Raw genomic sequence first — 21499 nt, forward strand, 5'->3', positions numbered from 1 at the left:
GGTCGCAGCCGATGACGGCTTGTGGCATGGTAAAGGCTCCTGTCCATGTCGTGCGGGATCCACAGTCCCAAGCAACTGTTCAGGGTTGTGACCAACGCGGAAGGGACCCTTGCTCCCTATCGGGCTCCAGACCCTCGGGGGGGACGGGCTCCCTTCCGCAACACCTTCATACCACCATCCCATCAGACAGGGGGGGGTACAGAATTACCCCGCTTACCAACCCCCTACCGACCTGCCTGCCGTTCTGAGGCTGGAAACGCAATCTGGAGGGCGGATCGGATTTGTTCGCCGCCAAACGCAACGAAGCCGTTCGCTATCTGAACCAGCCGGGACGCAGCTATGCGGCTCGACAGCTCACGCTGGAGGCCGTTGCACGATGGAATGGGGGGGAGCCTGTCATCGTTGGGATGGCAATAGCTCGATCAGAAACCCTGACATGCTTTGCGCCCCCGGTACGGGCAACATAGGCTGGGACATGACGGATGCAGCCAATCAAGGGCGGACGCTTCAACAGTTGCCAGCACGTGATGGCGCGCGGCTGAACCAGCCACCTCGTCGGGGCGTCGACCGTTATCGATATTCAGGAGTCTGCTATGCGGATCGACTCGTTCGCTAACATGCCCAAGCTGCTTCTTGCGTCGTGCCTGGCGATCGTCAGCGCGTGTGGCACATCGGAATCGGAGGCCAATGCGGTTTCGGTTTCCACCGGCCGTCAGAACGGTGCTGCCCCAGCGACTCCATCGGCGGCCGTTACTCCGAGCGCCTCCAAACGCGACGATAGGCTGTCTCTTCCGGGTGGCGCTGCCGTTCCTGGCAAAGTCAATGAAAGCAAGGTACCCAGGACGACCCGCGTGTCGTCAAGCTGCTCGCCCGGCATGGCAGCTTAATCGTCCTATCCGACACCTATCCCTCCAAACCGCAAACTTTGGGGCGATGCCAGGTGGGCGGCGAGACATGGTTCCGCGTCCTCGACACCCGTTCACGGACCGAACGCTATGCGCGGATGGTCAACAGCTGCCTGGGAACGGAGCAATGGGGCGATCCCCCCGCGACCGTCTCTCCCGATGGCGCGACGATCACGCTCAATCTGTTGTCGGAACCGCCCGTCAAGTTGCAACTGACCGATGACGGGCATGTCCGCGCCGCCCCATAGGCTCGAATGCTCTGGCGTTCAGTTCGTCCCCGCCACCCGCTTGGCCGACAGGATCTTTACCGGCGCGGCCAGCATCTCGCCCTTGAACGGTCCCTTGGCGGGGTCGGCGGGCTGGTCGAGGATCTTGTGGATCACGTCCATCCCCTCGACCACATGGCCAAAGGCGGCATAGCCCAGATTGTCGCCCGGCTTGGACGGATCGGCGTCGAGCGAGGGCTGGTCGCCGACCATGATGGTGAAGTCGCCGCGCGCCGATCCGGGGGCCAGCCGCGCGATCGAGATGGTGCCGTCGGTATGCTTGATGCCGGTCTTCGTCGTCGGCTCATGCGCGATCGGGGGCAGGATGCGCTTGGGCTCGTTCTGGATACCGAACTGGACAAAGCCGAAATCCGGCGCGACGCGGACGGTCCGGTAGAAGGTCACGCCGTCCAGCCGGTGCTGATCGACATAGCGCAGGAAATTGGCGGTGGTGATCGGCGCATGAGTCCGGTCGAGGTCGATCACGACAGGTCCGAGGCTGGTCTGCATCGCGATGCGGACCATGACGGGTTTGGGCGCCTCGCTCGTCGTCGGTGCGGGCGGGGTCGCGGGGGCGGTCTGGGCAACGAGCAGGGCGAGGGGCAGGAGCGCGATCATCTGGGTCTCCGGGTGCGGATTTTGGCGGCAGGTTTAGCGGGGTTTTGGGGCGGGGTGAATCCCTTGGGCTTCGACTTCGCTCAGCCTGAACGGGGTTGGGGAATCAGCCGACCACCGCCGTTCCGCCTGAGCGAAGTCGAAGGCCACGCCATGACCTCACGGAATGAGAACGGTACTCCCCACGGTGTCCCCCGCCTCGATCGCGCGGTGCGCCTCCGCAACGTCGGTCAATGCGAAACTCTGGCCGATCTCCGGCGTGATCGCGCCCTTCTCCAGCATCGCGAAGACACGCGCCATCAGGCTGCGCTTCTCCTGCGGCGTGACGGCATAGTCGAACAGCGTCGGCCGGGTCACGAACAGCGAGCCCTTCGCGGCCAGGATGCCCAGATTGACGCCGTCCACCGCACCCGAGGCATTGCCGAAGCTGACCACCAGCCCACGCCGTGCCGTGCTGTCCAGCGAGGCTTCCCAGGTCGCCTTGCCGACGCCGTCCAGTACGACGGGCACGCCGGCACCGCCGGTGATCTCGCGCACGCGGGCAGCGACGTCTTCCTGCCGGTTCAGGATGACGTGATCGGCACCCGCCGCGCGGGCCTTGTCCGCCTTCGCCTCGGACCCGACAGTGGCGATCACGGTCGCGCCGATCGCCTTCAGCCAACCGACTGCGAGATGCCCGACCCCGCCCGCCGCCGCATGAACCAGCACGGTCCAGCCGGGTTGCACCTTCGCGCACTCCTCGATCAGGAAGGCGGTCGTCGCGCCCTTCAGCAGGATCGCCGCCGCCGTCCGGTCGTCGACGCTGTCCGGCAACGGCACCAGCAGATCGGCCGCGACGTTGCGCGCCGTGGCATAGGCGCCGCGCGCCGGGCCGAACACGCCGACCCGGTCGCCGACCTCAAAGTCGGTGACGCCCTCACCCACCGCCTCGACCACGCCCGCCGCTTCGGAGCCCAGCTTGCCCGGCAGCTCGATCGGGTACAGGCCGCTGCGGTGATAGGTGTCGATATAGTTCAGCCCGACCGCATGGTGGCGCATCCGCACCTCACCTTTGGCGGGCGGGGGCAGTTGCTCGTCACGCCAATGGATGACCTCCGGCCCGCCGGTCCGGTCGATATACGCGGTCCTTTCCATGGCGCTCACTCCTGTTCTCATTCGCGCGGGGCAACGCCTCAATAGTCCTTGGATATCCGCACATTTACATTCTGCCGACCCAGCGTCGAGATGCTGGAGAGCAGCGACAGCCAGCGAGTCACCTGGAACTCGATCTGGGTCGCGGAATAGCCCTGCCCGTCGGTGATGATCTCGGCATAGAAGCGCCGGGTGATATATTTGCCCGCCGCGACCGATGTGGCGCGGCCGATCTGGACGTCGGCGGGCAGCACGCGAAGCCGGTCCAGCCCCGCCGCGCGCCGCACCGCGTTGATGGGGTTCAGTCCGCCCCGGCCATCCTGGAGCGCGGCGACGGCGGCGGCCAGCTGCAACGCCTCGGGCGCGGACAGGCTGGCGATCGAGGTGCCGAAGAGCAGGCGCGACAGCAGCTCGTCATTGGGCAGCGCGGGCGTGCTGGAAAAGCCGATCTCGGGCTTCAACGCGGTGCCGGTCACGCGGATCGTCGCGCTCAGCCCCTGGACATTGGCGTTGGCGGCGATGTCGAGCGCGGGGTTGGCGGGCACCTCTCCGCCGAAGCGGATGATGCCGCGCGCCAGATCGAAATCGCGCCCCGCAAATTCATAATCGCCGCGGATCAGCGTCGCCTGGCCGGTGATGGCGGGATTGTCGGGCGTGCCGCCGATCTTCAGGTCCGCCGACCACTCGCTGTTCAGCCCCAGGCCGGAGACGATCAGCCCGTTCGGCGCGCGGGCCTTTATCGCCAGCGTCCAGGGCTTGCGCGGAACATCGTCCTCCTCGCCGCCGCCGGGGATATTGATCTCGCGAATGTTGAGCTGGGGCACGGCGGTGGCCGCCGTCGCGCGGCCCAGCCGATAGCGGCTGCGGTTGAGCACCACATCACCCGCGATCGTGCCGCCCACCCCATCGGAGTGGAAGGTCAGCGGCCCCGTCACCGTCGCGCCGATATCGTCGCGGGCGATCATGACCGCATTGGCGGCGTTGAGCGACAGGTCCAGGCCGACACCCTTGGTGGCGGCGAAGTCGAACTGGCCGGTGCCGCTGACCCGTCCATCCTTGCCCGCCTGTGCGGCGAAGCGGTCGATGACGAGGCGCGATCCACCGAACCGGCCACTGGCCTGTACGTCGGTCAGGACAGTGCCGGTCGTCGCACTCTCGATCCGCGCGCCGACGGCCTTCACCGCCCCCCGGATGACGGGCTGACCCAGCGATCCGGTCACGTCCGCGCCGATCGCGACCGGGCCGGACAGGTCGAACATCTCGACCCCGGTCAGCCGCCACAGCGTATCGGCAGGCCCGGCATAGCGAAGCTGCGCAATCAGCCGCCCCCCCTGCATCCGGCTGGCCCACTCGCCCGCGCCACCGGGCACGATGAGCGCCTGTCCACGGCCGATGATCTTGCCCCCCGACGCCATCACCGCGCGCACGCCCAGCCGGTCGGCGGACAGCACGCCCGCCACGCCCATGTCGATCGGACGCGAGTTCAGGACCAGTCCCGCACGGGTCAGCCCACGGATGGTCAGGTCCGCCTTGCCGGTCGGCGCGCCCATCGCCTGCCGGATGGTCAGCGTGCCGGTCGCCGTGCCGCCCAGCCCCAGACCCGGATAGCCGATGTCGAGCACGGCGAGCGGCATCCGCGTCAGGCTGGCCTGGATCTCGCTCGCGTCGCGGTCGAACCGGCCCGCCAGCTTGGCCTCGCCGCCCGCAAAGCTCAACCGCGTCGGCGCGAGCGCCCAGCCGTCACCGTCGCGGGTGACGATGGCGGGGGACAGCAGCTGCAGCGGCCGCCGGTCGAGCGTGCCCTGAGCGGTGGTCGAGAAGCGGTCGGGCGCAACCTGCGTCACCGTCTGGATCGAAAAGGCACGGCCACGCGATCCCGAGATTCCGACCCGCACTTCGCCATTGCCGCCGCGCATCCGGGCGGTGCCGGTCAGCTGCGCGATGTTGAACGCGCCGTGCCGCAGCCCTTGCGCATTGGCCGTGCCCTCGACCGAGGCTCCGGCGGGATCGAGCAGCGCGATCAGGTCGACCCGGCCCTGACGGACGGTCACGTCCGAAATCTGCGCCTGCCGGGCGGCCAGATGCGCCTCGATCCGCTGGACCTCGCCGACCGGGCGGAACAGCAGCTCGCCCGACAGGCCGCCGCTGCCCACGTCCATCCGTCCGGTGAAGCCGCCCGGCACGACGGTGAGCGCGCCGGTCGCGCGCGCGCCCGCGACCAGCAAGGGCTGGATCTGGATCACCGCATTCTGTCCACGCGGCAAGAGGATCGCACCGCTTGCCTGAAACGGCCCCAGCCGCGAGTCCCCGGCCGCGCGATAGGCAAAGCCCTGATCGGTCGGGTCGAGATGCGCGCGCACGTCGCGCAGGCCCATCGCCGCATTGGGCGAGGCGAGTTGCAAATCGAGCGTCGGCCTATCGATCCGCCCGTCCAGCACCATCTGAACCGGACCATAGCGACGCTGCCGCCCGCCGCCGACGAAGCGGAAGGTGCCGTCGCGCCGCCGGATCGCCTCGCCGGTCAGCCGGATGTCGGGGCCGCTCAGCACCAGGCGGCGGAAATGGAAGACGCCGTCGGTCCCGCGCTCCAGATCGGTGGTCAGGTGCGGCAGCCCTCCCGCCAGCGAACGGAGAAAGGCGTTGTCGAGCCGCCGGACCTGCGCCTCGCCGTGCCCGACGACACGCGTGCCATGGCCGTCCGGGCCGGGCACGGCGGTCAGCCGCGACTTCACGTCGACGATGCCGAGACCGGGGATCAGGTAACGCTGGAGCGCGCCGTCCAGCCCGACATCATAGCGCCCATTGGTCAGGTCGATGCGCAGGTTCAACCGCCCCGCCAGCTTGTCCGAGCGGAGCGCCAGCCCCTGCCCCATGATCGCGCGCGGGGTGATGCGCAGGTCGCCCGCCGCGGTCAGCCGGTGGAGGATGCCCCCCGCCGCTTCCCCCACGCCGGTCACGCGCGTCGCGGTGAAGCGCACCGGCAGGGTCAGCGGCCAGCGGCCCTGCAACCGGCCCTTGCCCGCCGCGACCGCCTGCTCGAATCCGGTCTGGTCGAAGGCGAAACGTGTCGCCGCCAGTCGATAATCGAACGCCGCCCGGTCGAACGCGCCGTCGAGGCGCAGCGTCATCCCGATCGCCTGCCCGCTCATGTTGCGGAACAGCGCCTCGGGCCGGACCAGCCTGGCGTCGACACGCAAGCCCTCGAAACGGTTCGCACCCAGATCGACGATCCCCCGCGCCTTCAGACGCAATGCGGGCGAGCGCAGGACGAGCGCGCCGTTCAGCCGCCGTTCCGCGAAATCGGCCTGTCCGGCGACGATGACGCGTGGTGCGGTCAGCCGCTGGAGCCGCCCGTGCAGCACCAGCGACGGCGCGACCTGTCCCGATAGGGCATAGCGGCCCGCCTGGGCCGACAGGCGCAGATCGACCGCGCGCTGTCCGCCGATCCGGCCTTTCGCCACACCGTCCCAGCGCGTCCAGCGTCCCGCCCCGGCGATGTTGAGCGAGACAGGCGCACGAACGCCCGCCGCCCGGGCCAACACGCCATCCTTCACGCCCCACGCCTCGACCGCCAGATCGAAACGGTCGTGATCGGGCCGGGCATCGAGATGCAGGCGCAGCCGGTCGCTGCCCGCCACCACGCCGTACAGCGTGACGACCGCGCGGCCGCCCTGAATATCCGCCCGCCCCTCGACCTTCGCCGCCCGCTCGCGCCCCAGCACCCGCCGCGCGAGGACCAGCCGGTCGAGCCGCAGCCGATCGATGCGGATATCGAAATCGGGCAGGATCGGGGTCTGCCGCCCCGTGCTCCGGGTATGGGGCACATGGAACAACGTCGCCGTCGCGGCCTCGACCCGGCGGATATCGAGCGTCCCGCGCGCCCAGTTCAGGGGCCGCCAGTCGAGCCGTGCCTGCGGCACCTGCACCAGCAGCCCGTCCAGGTCATAGACGCGCAGATCGATTAGCCGCATGTCGGAATAGAGCGACCCGTCGATCCGCCCGACCGAGAAGCGAAGCCCCGTCGGCGTGCGGATGGTCGCGATCTGGTCCGCGACCCAGCGATGCCCGATCGAGGTATCGACGATGCCCAACGCCGCCAGCACGATACCGACCAGCGCCGCCACCGCGATGGCGACCGCGCGACCCCATCGGAATCCCCGCCGGGCGGCGGGTGCGGGCTCTGCGTCCTCGGTCAAAACGCCTGCCCCAGCGAGACATAGACCGCGACCCGACTACTCCCCTTTTGCGGATTGAGCGGGGTGCCGACGTCGAGGCGGATCGGCCCGAAATTGGAATAATATCGCACGCCCAGCCCGGTGCCGAAGCGCAGGCCCGTCAGGCGCGGCAGCGGCGAGGTGGAGATATTGCCCGCATCCAGGAACGGCACGACGCCGAAATTCCCGAAGGTGCGCACCCGCGCCTCGATCGAGAATTCGGCCAGGCTCCGCCCACCGATCGGGTCATTGTTCGCATCGCGCGGCCCGATCGCCTGGAAACCATAACCGCGCACAGAGGCACCGCCGCCCGCATAGAAACGCCGCGACGGCGCGATCTGGTCGCGCGGCGCGCCCAGGATCGTGCCCAGCCGGGTCCGCGCCGCCAGCACCACCCGCTCGCCGAACGGGTGATAGAGGCTGGCGTCGATCTGGGTCCGGGTATAGCCGAACACGCTGCCCTGCAGCGATACTTCGGGGCTGATCCGCCCGCCCAGGCGGAAGCCGCGCGTCGGGTTGAGCAGATCGTCCGAGCCGTCATAATTGAGGCTGGTCGGCAGCGCGCCGATGAAGAAGGTCCGCCGGCGCGGCTGGCCGGTGCTCTCGATCACGTCGCGCTCGTCGGAGGTCAGCAGTTCGCCGCCCAGCGACCAGGTCCAGGCCTTCTGGAAGAAGATGTTCGTCTGGCGCTCCAGCCCGGCGGACAGCGACAGCGTCTTGGCCTCATAGGCGTCGCGCAGGATGTGCGCGGCCGAGAATTGCGCGGTCAGCACCCGGTCGCGACCCTGGAAGTTGTTGCGCCGGAATACGACCGCGCCCAGCTGTTCGCGGGTGCCGAGAACGCTGCGCAGGGTCAGCGCGCCCTCCGGCGGGAAGAAGTTGCGGTCGGTCCAGTTCACCGTCGCGCTCGCGCCTTCGCCGGTGCCGTAACCCAGCTCGCCCGCGATGGTGTGCGGCGGCGCAGGCTCCAGCGCGACCGCGACGTTCACCGTCTCGGGCGTGTCGCCGGGCACCGGCTTCACGTCGACCGATGACACCAGCCCGGTCTGCACCAGCGCGCGGCGCAGATCGTCCAGCCCGGCGGAGTCATAGGGCTGGCCAGGCGAGAAGCGGGCAATCTCCTGAACATGTTTGGCGTCGAACAGCTTGTCGTTGGCCATGACGATCCGGCCATAGCGGCGGGGCGAGCCGGGATCGACCGACAGGTCCAGCGTTGCGGTGCGCGCGGCGCGGTCCACCACGATCTGTGGGTCGCCGACCTTGGCGAAGGGGAAGCCCTCCTCGCCGACCACCGTCTTCAGCCGCGCCTCGCCAGCGACGATGGTGTCGGCGTTGACCGGATCGCCCGGCTTGATCCCGAACGCCTTTTCCAACGGCGCGGCCTTGTCGCCTGCCGCCTTCACCCCATCGAGCGTCACGCCCGCAAAGCGATAGAGATTGCCCGGCACGGCCTCCAGCAGGACGGTCGGCTCGTTGCCCGGCTCGATCCGGCTTGTCACCTGCGCGTCGTAATAGCCCGCCCCGCGCAGCAAATTGGTCAGCAGCTGGGCATCCTCGCGCGCGCGCCGGTCGAGCTGCGCGGCATTGGCGGGTTCGCCGTCATTGGCGTCCAGGGTGGAGAGCTGCTCGAAACGCTGGCGGACCAGTTCACCCGCGCCCTCGATCCCGTCGACACGCCAGCGATAGCGCCGCTCCGCCGCCGCATCGACGGTGGCGACGATGGTCGCCATCGCGTCGCCGGGCGCGGTCGCCAGGTCGGGCCAGGCGACGCCGATCTCCGGCAAGGGTGCCAGCGGGGCCGAGGGGTCGAGCATGGTCGGATCGTCGGGCAGGTCGCTGCCCGGTATCGTTTGCCCCATGTGCGCCGTGGACGGCGGCGGGGTGGCGGGGCTCGCGACCTGCGCAGCCGCAACGGCGGGCCAGCCCGCGCCGCCAAGACCCATTGCCAAGCATATGATGGCGACCGAGCGGCGCGGCCGCCCGACGCGGACCATCATGCGCCAATCCCTAGCCGCGCGGATGCGACAGCGACACCCCAAAGCACCATCATCTGGACAGATTTGCCGATCCGGTCGTCGCGAAGCGCGTCGCGCCTGCCGGGCACGCCGCAAATACGCCTTCCATCTCATCGTCGCCCGCGTCTGCGATGGAGCACGGTATCGAGCATCGGCCGGCGAAAGTGAAACATCCGTGGTCGAACGGCCAGGGCCTGCCCCGGCGAAGGCCGGGGTCGGACAGCGGCGGGAATCTGTGCCTTCGTCGAGGTGATGCGCCTGGCATCATCTTTTCGTCCATCCAGAAACCGTCGCTGCCATGGCATGGCATATGCCGTTATCGGGCGGATTGCGGCGATCTGGGCGCAGCCCTTGGCCTCACTCGCCCCATCGCCTCGCGGTTTTTCGCCGCGACGGCATTCGGCATGGTCAAAGGCCGAGCGGCCGAAGGATCGGTCGACCATCCCGGGCCATACCATGGGCGAGTCCCCACCCTCGCTCCATCCGTCCCATCATCCTGCGTGCCGAATTCCCCGCAGCGAGGGGCCGCCCTCGCTGCGGGAAAATACCGGGCCTGATGGCGATCATCGTCTGGGCGTGGCGACATCATGCGCAGGACGCAACCGATCGTCCGCCTCACGCCCGCCGCCGGAGCGACCTTATCCGATGGCGGCCCGCCGATAACGGTGGTCGTCCAGGCTGGCGATATTCGTCACGCTCCGTCCTCCATGATGGGCGATCGAGAAGCGCGCCATCTGCCGGGAGAGTTCGTCGGCCTCCCCCGCCAGGCTACGGACCGCCGCCGTCGCCTCCTCGACCATGGCGGCATTTTGCTGCGTCACCATGTCCATCTGCCCGACCGCGATATTGACCTGCTGAAGCCCGCTGCTCTGGGTTTCGGCGGAAACGGCAATGTCGTTGATCAGATGGTTGATCTCCGTGATGCGCGTCACGATGCGCGCCAGCGCCTGGCCCGTTTCGTTGACCAGGCCGACCCCCGCATCGACCTGCTCGGCGGACACCGAAATACGCGCCTTGACGTCCTTGGCCGCATCGGCCGATCGTTGCGCCAGCGCGCGAACCTCCGAGGCGACGACGGCAAAGCCCTTTCCGGCATCACCCGCCCGCGCCGCCTCGACCCCGGCGTTCAGCGCCAGCAAATTGGTCTGGAACGCGATGCCGTCGATGACCGAGATGATATCGGATATCTCGGTCGAGGCACGCTCGATCCCGTTCATCGCGGCCACCGCATCCTCCATGATCCGGCCGGAATGCTGCACCTCGTCCTTCGCCTGGCCGACCATCTGGCGAGCCAGCCCCGCCTGCTCGGCCGTCTTGCGCACGGTGGTCGTGATCTCGGCCATCGCGGCGGCGGTTTCCTCCAGGCTGGCCGCCTGCTGCTCGGTCCGCTGCGACAGGTCGTCGGAAGCCTGCCGGATGTCCGATGCGCCCTCGATGATGCCGCCGGTCGAGGCCGAGACCTGGGCCATGGCGGCCTGCAGCGCGTCCGCCGCCCGATTGAAGTCGCGCTTGATCGCAGCGAAGGGGCCGTCGAGATCGCTATCCAGCCGGGACAGCAGGTCGCCCTCCGCCAATTTGGACAGGGCCGCTCCCACGCTGTTGACGATAAGCCTGGCCTGCGCGTTCTTGGCCTCGTCCGCCGCCAGCAATCGCCCGCGCAGATTGTCGAGCGCGGCCGCCAGCTGCCCGACCTCGTCACGCCGGTCGACATCGATCGACGTCACGGCCATGTCTCCGCTCGCCAATGCCTTAAGGCCATGGGTGACGGCGTTCACCGGCCGGGCGATCTGCCGGACCAGCAGGACGAGGATGGCGATGGCCAGCAACAGGCTGACCAGCATGCCCCCGAAGATCGCGCGGGAGATCATGACGAAGGCCGCTTCCTGCGACGCCTGCCGTTCGGCCAGCAGCAGGTTTTCGGCGGCGATCACGGCCCCCGCCTGCGCACGCAGCCGGTCCATCAGCGCCTTGCCGAGCCCCTTCGCCGCGCTGGCCCGCGCTTCCGCCTGGGTCGCGGGCGCGGTCATCAATGCGATATTGGGCTTCGCCACCTCGTCGCGCCAGCGCCTGGCCAGCGCATCGACATCGGTCAGGCGAGCCTGCTGCCCCGGATTGTCGCTGGTCAATCGGCGGGCTTCCGTCACGGCCCGGTCGAAGTCCGACGCCCCCTGGTCATAGGGCGCCAGAAAATCCCGGCGGCCGGTCAACAGATAACCGCGAAGGCCCGTCTCCTGATTGATCATCGCCTCGACGAGTTTGTTCGAGGCCATGATGACCTTGTACGTATGCTCGTTGATATTCGTCGTTTCGCGAACCTGATTCTTTTTGGCGTATATGACAAGGTTCGTCACCAAAGTTAGCGCCAGAATAACCCCCAAACACAGGGCAAGTTTTCTTACCATTGTAAGGTTATCGAAAAAGCGCATAAGATCATGTTCCGGTGATATTCGCCTCCTGACATACGCAGACATTTGGCGACAAGCTGACTAGGGGCCATGATCCCGGATCTTGAGCACCGATGACGCCAAGGCGAGCATATAGGGCACCGATCCCAGTCACGACGGGCAGGCTGATAGGAAGCACTCCGTTAAGAAGCGGTATACATTCTTCAAATGCGCCAATTCCCAAAATTCCCGTATATCCTGATCGACAGTTATTTTCAGGGAACCAAACATGACTTCACGCATTCTCGCCTGTTTTCTTTAAAACAGCCTACTCCATCATCACAATTGTAGGTAAAATGACTACCATTGTAGAGTGGTTCAGTAGCCTGCAGCGGACACTTGATCCTGATAGACGGCCAGCGTTCTGGCCAGCGCGGCCTGATTGAGCATCATCCGCTCGATATTCTGCTTCAGCTCGGTTGTGAGCGCCTGCGTGGTCGGGAGGGCATGTGGCAGGGTTTCCCCCAAGGCATGAAGCACCTTGAAGGTACGAATGGCGCCCTCCCGCATGATCGGTGCGAAACCGGCACGGATCAGCTCGTCGACGGAAGGATGCGGCCCATAGACCGGCGGCTGCTCTTCGTCTGGAGATGGCGGCTGCGCGGGCAGTTCGCTGAGGGTTCCGAGCAGCGCGTTCAACACCTCGATCGCGGCACCCGGATCATGGGTCTCGGGCGCCAGCACGTGTCCGGCAATCTCGCCCAGGGCGATCTGCCCCGCCGAGGATCATGGTCGAAATCGCGATGCCGCTCGATGACGAAGGCGCCCGACAATTCGTCATCCAGGTCGGCATGACCGCCGACCGCCCGGAGCAGCGGACGCCCCTTATGTACCAGGGTGCCCGGAATTGCGCTCGACGGCCGGTCGCCCACCCTGATGGGGATCTTTCGCGAATGTCACGATCGCGGATCGTGTCGCATCCCTGGCCCGGTCGATCACGTCCGACATGCGCCCGAAAGCGGCGGGATGGGCGATCCAGCGCAACAGGGTCACGGCCACGGCACCACGAGCCAGACCGTGGAGATCAGGAGAAGCACGCGCCCCTTCGACGCCATAGAGCCGTGTTTGCAGGCCGATGATGCCGACGACGGAAAAGATAAAGGCACCCAGAAAGGTCGACAGCGCATTTTGCGACATACGAGATCAGCTGGTCAGGCTGATAAGGGCCGCACGAAACCCTATTTTCCGGGCGATCGATGGAGCAGCCATCCGATACAGGCCTTGGAAATCATGGGGGTCCCTCGCCTCCTTTCGCCGCGTAAGCGGCCCAGGCTGAAGATGATCGTCGCCCCCCGCCCCGGGTTCCCGCGGCGTCGGACGCGATCAAATGCCGACGGCCGGCCATCATTTATCCAGCAGTTCATACGCAAGGGACGGACATTCGGCTCAAGGGTCTTTGCGCGATGGGCGGTCCTCCCATGGCTCGCCGGGCGCGCTCCCGTGGAAACCGCTCACGGCTTTACCGTTGCATCGCGCCGACAAACCGATGCAAGGCTTGTGAATCAAACAGTTACAGGGGGCGGCGATGGTGAAGGCTTGGGGTTGGCTGCTGGCCGCTGCGATGATGACGGTCGGGGTTCCTGCCCTTGCCGAGGACGAACCCCGCTTCTGCCCCACCAGGCCGAACCTGGGCGGGTCGAGCTGCACGACCGAGCCGGGGCGGGTGCATTTCGAGGTATCCACGCTGGACTGGCAGCGGGACGACCAACCTGATCAGCGTGAAGACCATATCGCCACCGCCGACATCCTGACCCGCGTGGGTATCGGCAAGAATACCGAGCTTCAGCTCGACTGGGTCGGCTATGGCCGCGACCGGACGCGCGACAAGGCCACGGCCATGGTCGACACCGCCACGGACACCGGCGATGTGACCTTCGCGGTCCGCCAGCATCTGGCCGGGCAAAAGGGCAAGCCTTTCTCGGCGGGCGTCCAGGCCTTTGTGACCGCGCCAACGGGGCGCTATCCGATCGGCGCGGGGAGCTGGTCGACGGGGATCATCATCCCGGTCCAATATGAGCTGACCGAAAAGCTGGCGATCGCCGTGACGGGAGAGGCGGATGCGGCGGCGAACCGGTCCGGCATGGGCCGACACCTCGCCTATAACGAGATTACCGGCCTGCGTTACAAATTCACCGATGCGGTGACGGCCACGGCCGAACTGTCGCTGGAACGCGACGACGAACCGGATCAGCATGAGACGCTGGCCCTGGCCGCCCTGTCGGCGGCCTGGCGGCCGACCAAAGTCCTTCAACTCGACATTCTGGCGGCGACGGGCCTCAACCCGGCCGCGCCCCATCTGCGTCTGGTCACGGGCGGCGCCATTCTGTTCTGATCCTCTTGCGGAAGTGCGCGATCAGTCGGCGCGGGGCGGCGGCGATGGCATGGCTGAGGAATGCGTTTGCCCGATCGGGAAGGTCGTGCGTTCACCCGGCTCCAAAAAGCTGAAGAAGGACAGGATGATGGATTTAGCCGCCCAGACCCGCCGCCGCGAGATCGCGACCGAGCATCTGCTGTTCAAGACGATGGAATATGTCGAGGCCCGCCATCCGGGCCTGCTCGACTTTCTCGAGGCCAGCCTCGATCATCTGGGCGATCCTTCGGACGGTTCGGACAAGGACGACGCGGCGGTTCGGGAGATCGCCCGGCGCATGATCGCCGGCGCGCGGCGCGAAGGCGCCTGAGCCAGCCGGATGGCCCTGCACTTCGTGGGTTTTCGCGGCGACGAATATGCCCGCGCGGTGCGGGTCTTCGGCCCGCCGGACTTTATCCATATCGGCTGGGACCGCTGGGCGAAACTGGAGATACAGCCCGACGACATGGCGGTGTTTGCCACGGGAACGGCAGAGGACGAACCCTCCCTCTATGGCTTTCCCGATATCCGGGAGGCGTGAGGTCGGCCACCGGACAGACTTTGGAGCGAAACCTGCCGGAGACGTGGCGCACGGTCGTCAGAGTCGAGGCGGTCACGCGCTCCGCATCCGGTCGCCAGAGCGGCGCGTCCACGTCGATACGGTCTCGCTTCACGCCTGACGTTAACGATCAGGGGAATGGGAGGGCTAGACAAGCCCCCGCCGTTCACCACGCCATTGCGTTGAAAATCGCCCCCGCCCTCGGTTCGGGATGGATCGGCTGCCGCCATAGCGGGCGATATTAACCACATCTCTTAACTGTCCATTTTAGGCAGTGGTTTAACTTATGTTCCTAACGCCGCCGGTCTGGAGGACCGATGCGCTTTCTAACCTGCCTCGCCTATGACCATGATCTCGGTCTGGTCGTGCTTGCCGCGATATTCTGCCTGACGGGATCCGCGGTCACGATAAGACTGCTCCAGCGGCTGCGCTCCGCCGATCCGGGCACCTTTCTGGCCTGGGTGTTCATGGGCGGCGTATCGACCGGCGCGACCATCTGGTGCACGCATTTCATCGCGATGATGGCGTACCAGCCGGGCGTGGCGGTCGCCTATGACCCGCCGCTCACCGCCCTGTCCCTTGTTATCGCCATCTTCGGCAGTTCCGTCGCACTGGCCGTCGCGGCCCGTCGTCGGAGGTTTGCCCCGGCGGCGGGGGGCATGCTCTTCGGCCTGGCGGTCACCGCGATGCACTATACCGGCATGATGGCTTTCGCGGCCAGGGGGCTGGTGGAATGGTCGCCAGCCTATGTGGCCGCGTCGATCCTGTTCTCCATTTTCTTCGGGGCGCTGGCGTTCAGCCGCGCCCTGTCGGGCGACGAACGGGGCAATCCATGGCCTGCCACCGCGCTCATGGTCACGAGCATCGTCCTGCTTCATTTCACGGGCATGGCGGCCCTGACGGTCATTCCCGTCGCCCCGGACCTGGGCCAGGCGGACAGCCAGAGCGCCACGATGATCATGGCGTTTGCGGTGGCGGCGGTCGGGCTGCTGGTGCTCGGCACGGGGTTTGCCACTTCCGTACTCGATACGTCGGCGCATATCGCCTCGCAGCGTCGCCTGGCCCAGGTGATGGAGGGCAGTGTCGATGCGATGATCGTGGAAAGCGACGGCGTGATCGTCGCCGCGAACGGCGCCTTCACCGATCTTCTGGGCACCGACGACGATGTCCTGGGCCAATCGCTGCATCGCTGGGTTTCGGACATCGGGTCGGTCAGGCCCGGTTCGCTCGCGCAGCGCACTCTGCAAGCCGTCGACGGCACCCCCATCCCCGTCGAGATCGCCCTTCGCGTCGATACGAGCGAGACGAAATCCCACATGATCTACGCGCTTCGCGACGTGCGTCAGCGACTGGCGCAGGAGCGGCGCATCGCGCATCTGGCGCGCAACGACGGCCTGACCGGATTGCCCAATCGCGCATCGTTTCTGGAATGGTCGCATCGCCAGGCGGCAACGGAAGGACCGGGGCGTCCGCTGGCCTTGCTGTCGATCGATCTCGACCGGTTCAAGGAAGTCAACGACACGCATGGCCATGCCGCGGGGGACCATCTGCTGGCGACGATCGGCATGCGAATGAAGGCGCTGACGCGGCCCGGCGAGTTCCTGGCCCGGCTGGGCGGCGACGAATTCGTCGCGCTCATCGGCATCGACAATCACGAGGATGCGATCGACCTGATCGATCGCCTGCGGACCGCGATCACCCTGCCCGTGGAATATGACCGCTCGACGCTGAGCTGCGGCATGAGCGTCGGCGTCGCACTGTGGCCGCAGGATGCGGACGAGATATCGGCCCTCATCAACAATGCCGACCTCGCCATGTACCGGGCGAAATCCAGCATCGCGACGGACTTCTGCTTTTACGAGGAGGAAATGGACCAGACGGTCCGCACCCGCCGTCGTATCGCCACCGAACTGCGCGACGCGCTGGACCATGACCAGTTCGCCATCCACTGGCAGGTCCAGGCCTCGGTCGAGACGGGCGACATCACCGGATATGAGGCGCTGCTGCGCTGGACGAAACCCGACGGCACCAACGTTTCGCCGTTCGAGTTCATCGCCATCGCCGAACAGACGGGTCTGATCCTGCCGATCGGCGAATGGGTCCTGCGACGCGCCTGTCGGGAAGCGGCGACCTGGCCCACCCCGTGGAAGATCGCGGTGAACCTGTCCCCCGTCCAGCTCGGCCATGTCGACCTGCCCCGGCTGGTCCACCAGATCCTGATCGAAACCGGCCTGGCGCCCACCCGGCTGGAGCTGGAAATCACGGAGTCCGCGATGATCACGGATCCCGAGCGTACGACCCATGTGTTGCGCCAGCTGAAGTCGCTGGGGGTGTCGATTGCCATGGATGACTTCGGCACCGGCTATTCGTCGCTGTCGACGCTGCGTTCCTTCCCCTTCGACAAGATCAAGCTCGACCGCTCGTTCATGACCGAACTGGATATCGCGCCGCAGTCGGCGGCGATCATTCGGGCGGTTCTGGCGCTGGGGGAAAGCCTGTCGATTCCTATCCTGGCCGAGGGCGTGGAGACGCCTTCGCAACTCGAATTCCTTCGCGCGGAAGGATGCAACGAAGCACAGGGCTATCTGCTGGGCAGGCCCGGATTGATGACGCCGGACCATGGCGTCGGAGCGCCGCGATCCACCCGACACGCCGCCTAGGCCTTCGGCCTGGGTGGCTGGCGCGCCGTTCAGACCATCGGAGCCGCCGCGCCATAGATCTGGCAGTCCGCACGCTTGACCCCGGTCAGCTTGCCGTCGTTGCGCAGGGAATAGCTGTTTCTCTCGCGGACATTGAAGGCGATGACGCGCTTGATCCTCAGCTTTCCGAACGCGGCGGTGATCAGGCTGACCGGCGCGACGGGCTGGTAATCATAGACGACCTCCACCACCATCACGGCCGTGCCGCCCGCAGCGGCGATCTGGCGTCCGGACGTGCCGACGCCGTCGATGGTCGACGCGGTTTCCACCGCGCCATGATCGTCATTCGTCTTGTCGTCCAGATTGGTGATCGGGGCACCGGCATCGTTCATCGGACCACCGATCGATGACGGTGCCGCCAGCGCACCGGCGCAACGCTGCCACCGGAACCATTGGCGGTAACCGTTGGGGTTGCTGGCCGAGACCGGCCCCTTGCCCCCCATTCCGGTGGTCGACGTCCGCTGCTCGAGGTCGGACAGGATGATCCGCCCCCTGGACGCCAGGGAGAGCGGCTCGCCCATCTTCATGGCGCCGATCATGATCTCCGTCACATCGGCTTCGTCGATCGAGGTGCGGACCCGACCGGCGTTATCGGCGACCGCCATCGCGATCTGCGAAATCCGCAGGTTCGCGGTGACGTAGTTGCCGATCTCGACCCCGCCCAGGCCGACGAACAGGATCACCGGCGCGGCAAGTGCAAATTCGATCATCGCCACGCCGCGTCGATTGCCCGCCACACATCTGAGCCGCCTGGCAAGGCACCCTATCGGCATCGGGTCACCGGCTCGGCCTGCGAGGCATAGGGCTGGTTTTTCAACATCGTCGTGGCGGTCAGCCTGGTCATCGCGCTCCATCCGATCAATCGGCTCATCGGCACGATCTCGGGATAGGTCACCGTCGCGGTGTACAGCACCACATCGTCGGAACCACCCGTACCCGCCCGTGCGCCATCGGCATCCCAGACGCCGTTGCCATTGATGTCGAGGAAACAGTCCCCGGCATTATACTGGCCCAGCGGCGGCGTGTCGGTGGTGATCGGTTCGGGCTTGGCCACCTGCTGGAATTTGCCGTAGCTGGTGGGAACGACGATGACATCGGCGTCCCGCGAAATCGCCTTGACGCTGTCGGAAACCATCGCGGTCAACTGCGCAGACGTCGTATCGGTCCCGATCGTGACCCGCCGGGCCGCACGGTCCAGCGCATCCTGGACCTGCGTCGCGGCATATTGGCGGTAGCCCAGGTCGAACAGGCCGCACATGATCACGATGGCGGGCACCGAGATCAGGGCGAACTCGACGACCGAGGCGCCGCGATGATCGCGGCCGATCCGGCGCAGCACGCCGCCCCGCCCCGCCCTCATTGGGTCAGCCTCAAGGCGCCGATATTCTTGCCGATTTCAACGAAACGCTCGATCAATGCCGCCTGGTTTGACGAGGTGGACGCCTGGCTGGGCGTGCTCGCACAGTTGGTCAGCGACGCATCGAGCGACGCGGCGAAGCCGATCACCCAAATGGAGTATCCCATGGACTTGGCCTGCGAGCACAGCAGGTTGAAGCGCTGCCGGTGGCGGGCGAGCTGGTCGTTCACATTCGAATATGGTCCGCCAGGCGTGACCCGGGCATCGAGTTGTTCCACGCCATAAGACGAATAGAGATTGGAATAGCCGGTTTCGAACAGTCCGTCCGTCATGAAGATGATGTATTTCTTGACGGGCATCATATTGTACTTTTCAGGGTTTTTGCTGCCGAAAATGCCCCCGGATGAAGCCCAACGCGCACCCCACATCATTCCATTGTCGTGATAGGTACCACCGTCCGGGACAAGAGTGTTGAGATAGGTGTTCAGATCATCCCGCGTCCATCCCTGCATAGATGCGGCCGGCGAAGGGCAGGCATATTGCGGTTTGTAAGGATCGTACCTGTATATTCTAGCCGGGTAACTGGTGTATTCAACCTCCGGCCAATAGGGTTTCCACTTCGTCGCATCGCTGTTCGGTATCAGATCGATGTTCAGATCCGTGGCGCCCGACGGGATCGCCGTATCGTTCGCCCCCATGCGCACCGTCTGCCGCTCTTCGATGCATCCCGCCCAAGTGACGTTCCTGGGCGTGGTCCTAACCGGCTTGAAGCCGTAATAATCGGCGGTGCCGACAATTTGTGCCACATCGACGCTTGCTCCCGACACGTATTGCGACGTGTCAAAAGTCCGGGGCAGATACCGGAAATAGGTGCAGACGCCGGACCAAGAATTGTAGCTGCCGTAGTAATAGTCGCAATAGTCCGAACTCATCCTCGCGGACACGACCTGCCGGGATTGATAGGTCCACGGACCGGACAGCATGTAATTGGGATTGGCCGCCAGGATCGCTTTGCCGATATTCACTGCGCTGGCATAGGGAACGACGCCATAGCGAAGACGCATGCCGGACGCCTCCAGCTGTTTCTGAACGGGCGCCAGTTGATCGTATAGCGCCAGCACGGCCGAACGAAGCGCCTCGATCTTGGTCTGGGAGTCGCTGGGCGTCGCCTTGTCACGCATCGTGCCGGTCGTATCCAGCACGAAGACGATATCCGTGTTCACGAAATCCTGGGCGGCGTTGCAGCTGACGCTCACCGGCAGCTCGGCGAAGCCGAATATCCGCATCAGCGATGTCGGGATCGTGGTCGCGGCATTGATGACGACCGTCGTCTTCGACGTCGTGGCGCTGGAGATGGAGGGCGCGAACGGCTTCGATCCGAACATGCCCTGTTGAAAATTGAAGTTGAAGAATTTGGCCGCCTCGGTCCGTACGCCGTCATCGACGGTTCCGCTGGTCATCGCGCGCCGACCGGCCAGCACCGCGGCATCGCACGCGATCTGCATCTGCTTGCGCGCCACATATTCGGTGCCCAGGTCGATCCCCGATCCCACAAGGGCCACCAGCGGGATGAGGAAAAACGCCCATAACAGCATGACGTTTCCGCGCCGATCGGCGGCAAGCCTGGCGAGAAGGGCGGGTGCCGGGAAACGTGACGTGCGATGCCGTCGTCGAGACATTCCATGACAGGGGAATCGGCAGTCCATCCGTTCGCCCTATCGGCAGAACGTAAAGGGCAGGTTTATAGAAAGTCGGTCATAACTCCTTCTGTCGGCGTCGCTATTTCACTTTACGCCGGCAAGGGGCGCACCCCCGCTCAATGGCTATTGGGACGGGTTCGCCCGCCCATCGCTACCTGCCGTATCGCTTTTCGTCGGGGCCAGGCCGGTTGCGTTGCCACCATGGCGAGCGTGACGGGGGCGAGCATGATGGGGCCGGGTGTGACGGCCGGGTTCGAAACAGGGCGTCGCCTCTGCCATGGGGGCCGCCACGTCGAAACAGTCGTTGCTCATGTCCCTCTCGTTCTGCGAGGCCATGGCAGGACAAGCGATCAGGCCGAGCGGGATAACGATCATCCATGTTCGGGAGCGGCGCATTCGAATCCCTTCTGAACCGAGTCCATGAGAGGGATGCCTGTCGCTCCAAAGGCCGCGACTGCCGACTTAAATGAATTTCACCTGCGGCGATGCGCCTTGGCCATGTCGCGGCTGTGGGGTTATGCCATGCGCCATGGCAGCCATTCTGGTCATCGAAGACGACGACGCCACCGCTGCGGCCATCATGGCCGAACTGGATCGGCACGGGCATAGCGCCAGCCGGGCGGCCGATGGCGATAGCGGGCTGGACCTGGCCACCCGTGAAGCCTTCGACGCGATCACGCTGGACCGGATGCTGCCCGGACTGGACGGCCTGACGCTGGTCGCCCGGCTTCGCGAACGGCATATCACCATTCCCGTCCTGATGCTTAGCGCCCTGAGCGACGTGGACGAGCGGATCGCGGGGCTGCGCGCAGGGGGCGACGACTATCTGACCAAGCCGTTCGACTTCGCCGAGATGGCGATGCGGGTCGAGGTGCTGCTCCGGCGGCGCGAACAGGCCGAGGCGGTGGTGCTGCGCGGAGGGGGGATCGAATGCGACCTGGTCCGCCGCACGGTCAAGGTCGACGGCGAGCCGGTCCGGCTGCTCCACATGGAGTTCCGCCTGCTCGAATTCCTGATGCGCAACCAGGGCGAGGTCATGACCCGACGGATCATCTTCGAGCGGGTCTGGGGCTATTATTTCGATCCGGGTGCCAATCTCATCAGCGTCCATATCGCCCGGCTGCGCAAGAAGATCGACCGGCCGGGCCGACCGTCCCCGATCCTGACGGTGAAGGGAGAGGGATATCTCTTCGAGGGCTGACTCGCCGCTGCGCTGGCGCGATATCATCCGGATCAGCACGTTC

Annotated in this window: 16 protein-coding genes; 6 read left to right on the forward strand and 10 right to left on the reverse strand. The window is 66.1% G+C overall.

Annotated features, from left to right (window positions below; translation table 11 throughout):
- The first annotated feature begins 940 nt into the window (after window positions 1-940).
- Entirely contained in the window at window positions 941-1153 is a 213-nt protein-coding gene (locus BSZ14_RS04620) for a hypothetical protein (protein ID WP_076710001.1), read from the forward strand.
- A gap of 18 nt (window positions 1154-1171) precedes the next feature.
- Here the strand turns inward: BSZ14_RS04620 and BSZ14_RS04625 are convergent, their stop codons facing one another.
- From BSZ14_RS04625 to BSZ14_RS04655, 7 genes are all read right to left on the reverse strand, one after another.
- Window positions 1172-1789 carry a peptidylprolyl isomerase gene (locus BSZ14_RS04625; protein WP_076710002.1) on the reverse strand — a complete coding sequence of 206 codons (618 nt, stop codon included), beginning with the start codon at window positions 1787-1789 and terminating at the stop codon, window positions 1172-1174.
- Window positions 1790-1945: 156 nt separating this feature from the next.
- Window positions 1946-2920, reverse strand: coding sequence for a quinone oxidoreductase family protein (locus BSZ14_RS04630; protein WP_076710003.1), 975 nt, complete (start codon window positions 2918-2920; stop codon window positions 1946-1948).
- 38 nt (window positions 2921-2958) lie between these two features.
- Window positions 2959-7113 carry a translocation/assembly module TamB domain-containing protein gene (locus tag BSZ14_RS04635; protein WP_076710004.1) on the reverse strand — a complete coding sequence of 1385 codons (4155 nt, stop codon included), beginning with the start codon at window positions 7111-7113 and terminating at the stop codon, window positions 2959-2961.
- Window positions 7110-9128, reverse strand: a complete 2019-nt coding sequence (locus tag BSZ14_RS04640) for an autotransporter assembly complex protein TamA (protein ID WP_076710005.1) — start codon at window positions 9126-9128, stop codon at window positions 7110-7112. Before BSZ14_RS04640 ends, BSZ14_RS04635 begins: the two co-directional genes overlap by 4 nt.
- Before the next feature lie 656 nt (window positions 9129-9784).
- On the reverse strand, window positions 9785-11497 hold the full coding sequence (locus BSZ14_RS04645) for a methyl-accepting chemotaxis protein (protein WP_241823634.1): 1713 nt from the start codon (window positions 11495-11497) through the stop codon (window positions 9785-9787).
- Window positions 11498-11908: 411 nt separating this feature from the next.
- Window positions 11909-12274, reverse strand: a complete 366-nt coding sequence (locus BSZ14_RS04650) for a hypothetical protein (RefSeq protein WP_076710007.1) — start codon at window positions 12272-12274, stop codon at window positions 11909-11911.
- A 141-nt stretch (window positions 12275-12415) separates the two neighbouring features.
- Window positions 12416-12727, reverse strand: coding sequence for a DUF2254 family protein (locus tag BSZ14_RS04655; protein WP_076710008.1), 312 nt, complete (start codon window positions 12725-12727; stop codon window positions 12416-12418).
- A 388-nt stretch (window positions 12728-13115) separates the two neighbouring features.
- Here BSZ14_RS04655 and BSZ14_RS04660 point away from each other — a divergent pair, with 388 nt between their 5' ends.
- The 4 genes from BSZ14_RS04660 (at window position 13116) to BSZ14_RS04675 (ending at window position 17159) form a co-directional block, all read left to right on the forward strand.
- Window positions 13116-13922 carry a transporter gene (locus tag BSZ14_RS04660; RefSeq protein WP_076710009.1) on the forward strand — a complete coding sequence of 269 codons (807 nt, stop codon included), beginning with the start codon at window positions 13116-13118 and terminating at the stop codon, window positions 13920-13922.
- 127 nt (window positions 13923-14049) lie between these two features.
- A complete protein-coding gene (locus BSZ14_RS04665; protein WP_241823635.1) occupies window positions 14050-14271 on the forward strand; it encodes a hypothetical protein in 222 nt (73 codons plus the stop codon).
- Window positions 14272-14280: 9 nt separating this feature from the next.
- Window positions 14281-14481 (forward strand): hypothetical protein, encoded by a 201-nt coding sequence (locus BSZ14_RS04670; protein WP_076710010.1) that lies wholly within the window; start codon window positions 14281-14283, stop codon window positions 14479-14481.
- Window positions 14482-14816: 335 nt separating this feature from the next.
- Entirely contained in the window at window positions 14817-17159 is a 2343-nt protein-coding gene (locus BSZ14_RS04675; RefSeq protein ID WP_076710011.1) for a bifunctional diguanylate cyclase/phosphodiesterase, read from the forward strand.
- A 29-nt stretch (window positions 17160-17188) separates the two neighbouring features.
- Here BSZ14_RS04675 and BSZ14_RS04680 read toward each other — a convergent pair whose 3' ends face one another.
- From BSZ14_RS04680 to BSZ14_RS04690, 3 genes are read right to left on the reverse strand one after another with little or no spacing between them, the layout of a single operon-like run.
- The gene (locus BSZ14_RS04680; RefSeq protein ID WP_241823642.1) at window positions 17189-17908 is read right to left on the reverse strand and encodes a TadE/TadG family type IV pilus assembly protein; all 720 of its coding nucleotides are present in this window, start codon (window positions 17906-17908) and stop codon (window positions 17189-17191) included.
- A 53-nt stretch (window positions 17909-17961) separates the two neighbouring features.
- Complete coding sequence (locus BSZ14_RS04685; protein WP_076710013.1) at window positions 17962-18558, reverse strand: TadE/TadG family type IV pilus assembly protein; 597 nt, start codon at window positions 18556-18558, stop codon at window positions 17962-17964.
- Complete coding sequence (locus tag BSZ14_RS04690) at window positions 18555-20150, reverse strand: Tad domain-containing protein (RefSeq protein ID WP_241823636.1); 1596 nt, start codon at window positions 20148-20150, stop codon at window positions 18555-18557. The genes BSZ14_RS04685 and BSZ14_RS04690 overlap by 4 nt, the downstream gene beginning before the upstream one ends.
- Window positions 20151-20784: 634 nt before the next feature.
- Between BSZ14_RS04690 and BSZ14_RS04695 the strand changes: the two genes are divergently transcribed.
- Window positions 20785-21456, forward strand: a complete 672-nt coding sequence (locus BSZ14_RS04695) for a response regulator transcription factor (RefSeq protein WP_042490123.1) — start codon at window positions 20785-20787, stop codon at window positions 21454-21456.
- Window positions 21457-21499 lie beyond the last annotated feature (43 nt).

It is taken from the genome of Sphingomonas sp. Sph1(2015), from assembly GCF_001970915.1.
GTDB lineage: Bacteria > Pseudomonadota > Alphaproteobacteria > Sphingomonadales > Sphingomonadaceae > Sphingomonas > Sphingomonas parapaucimobilis.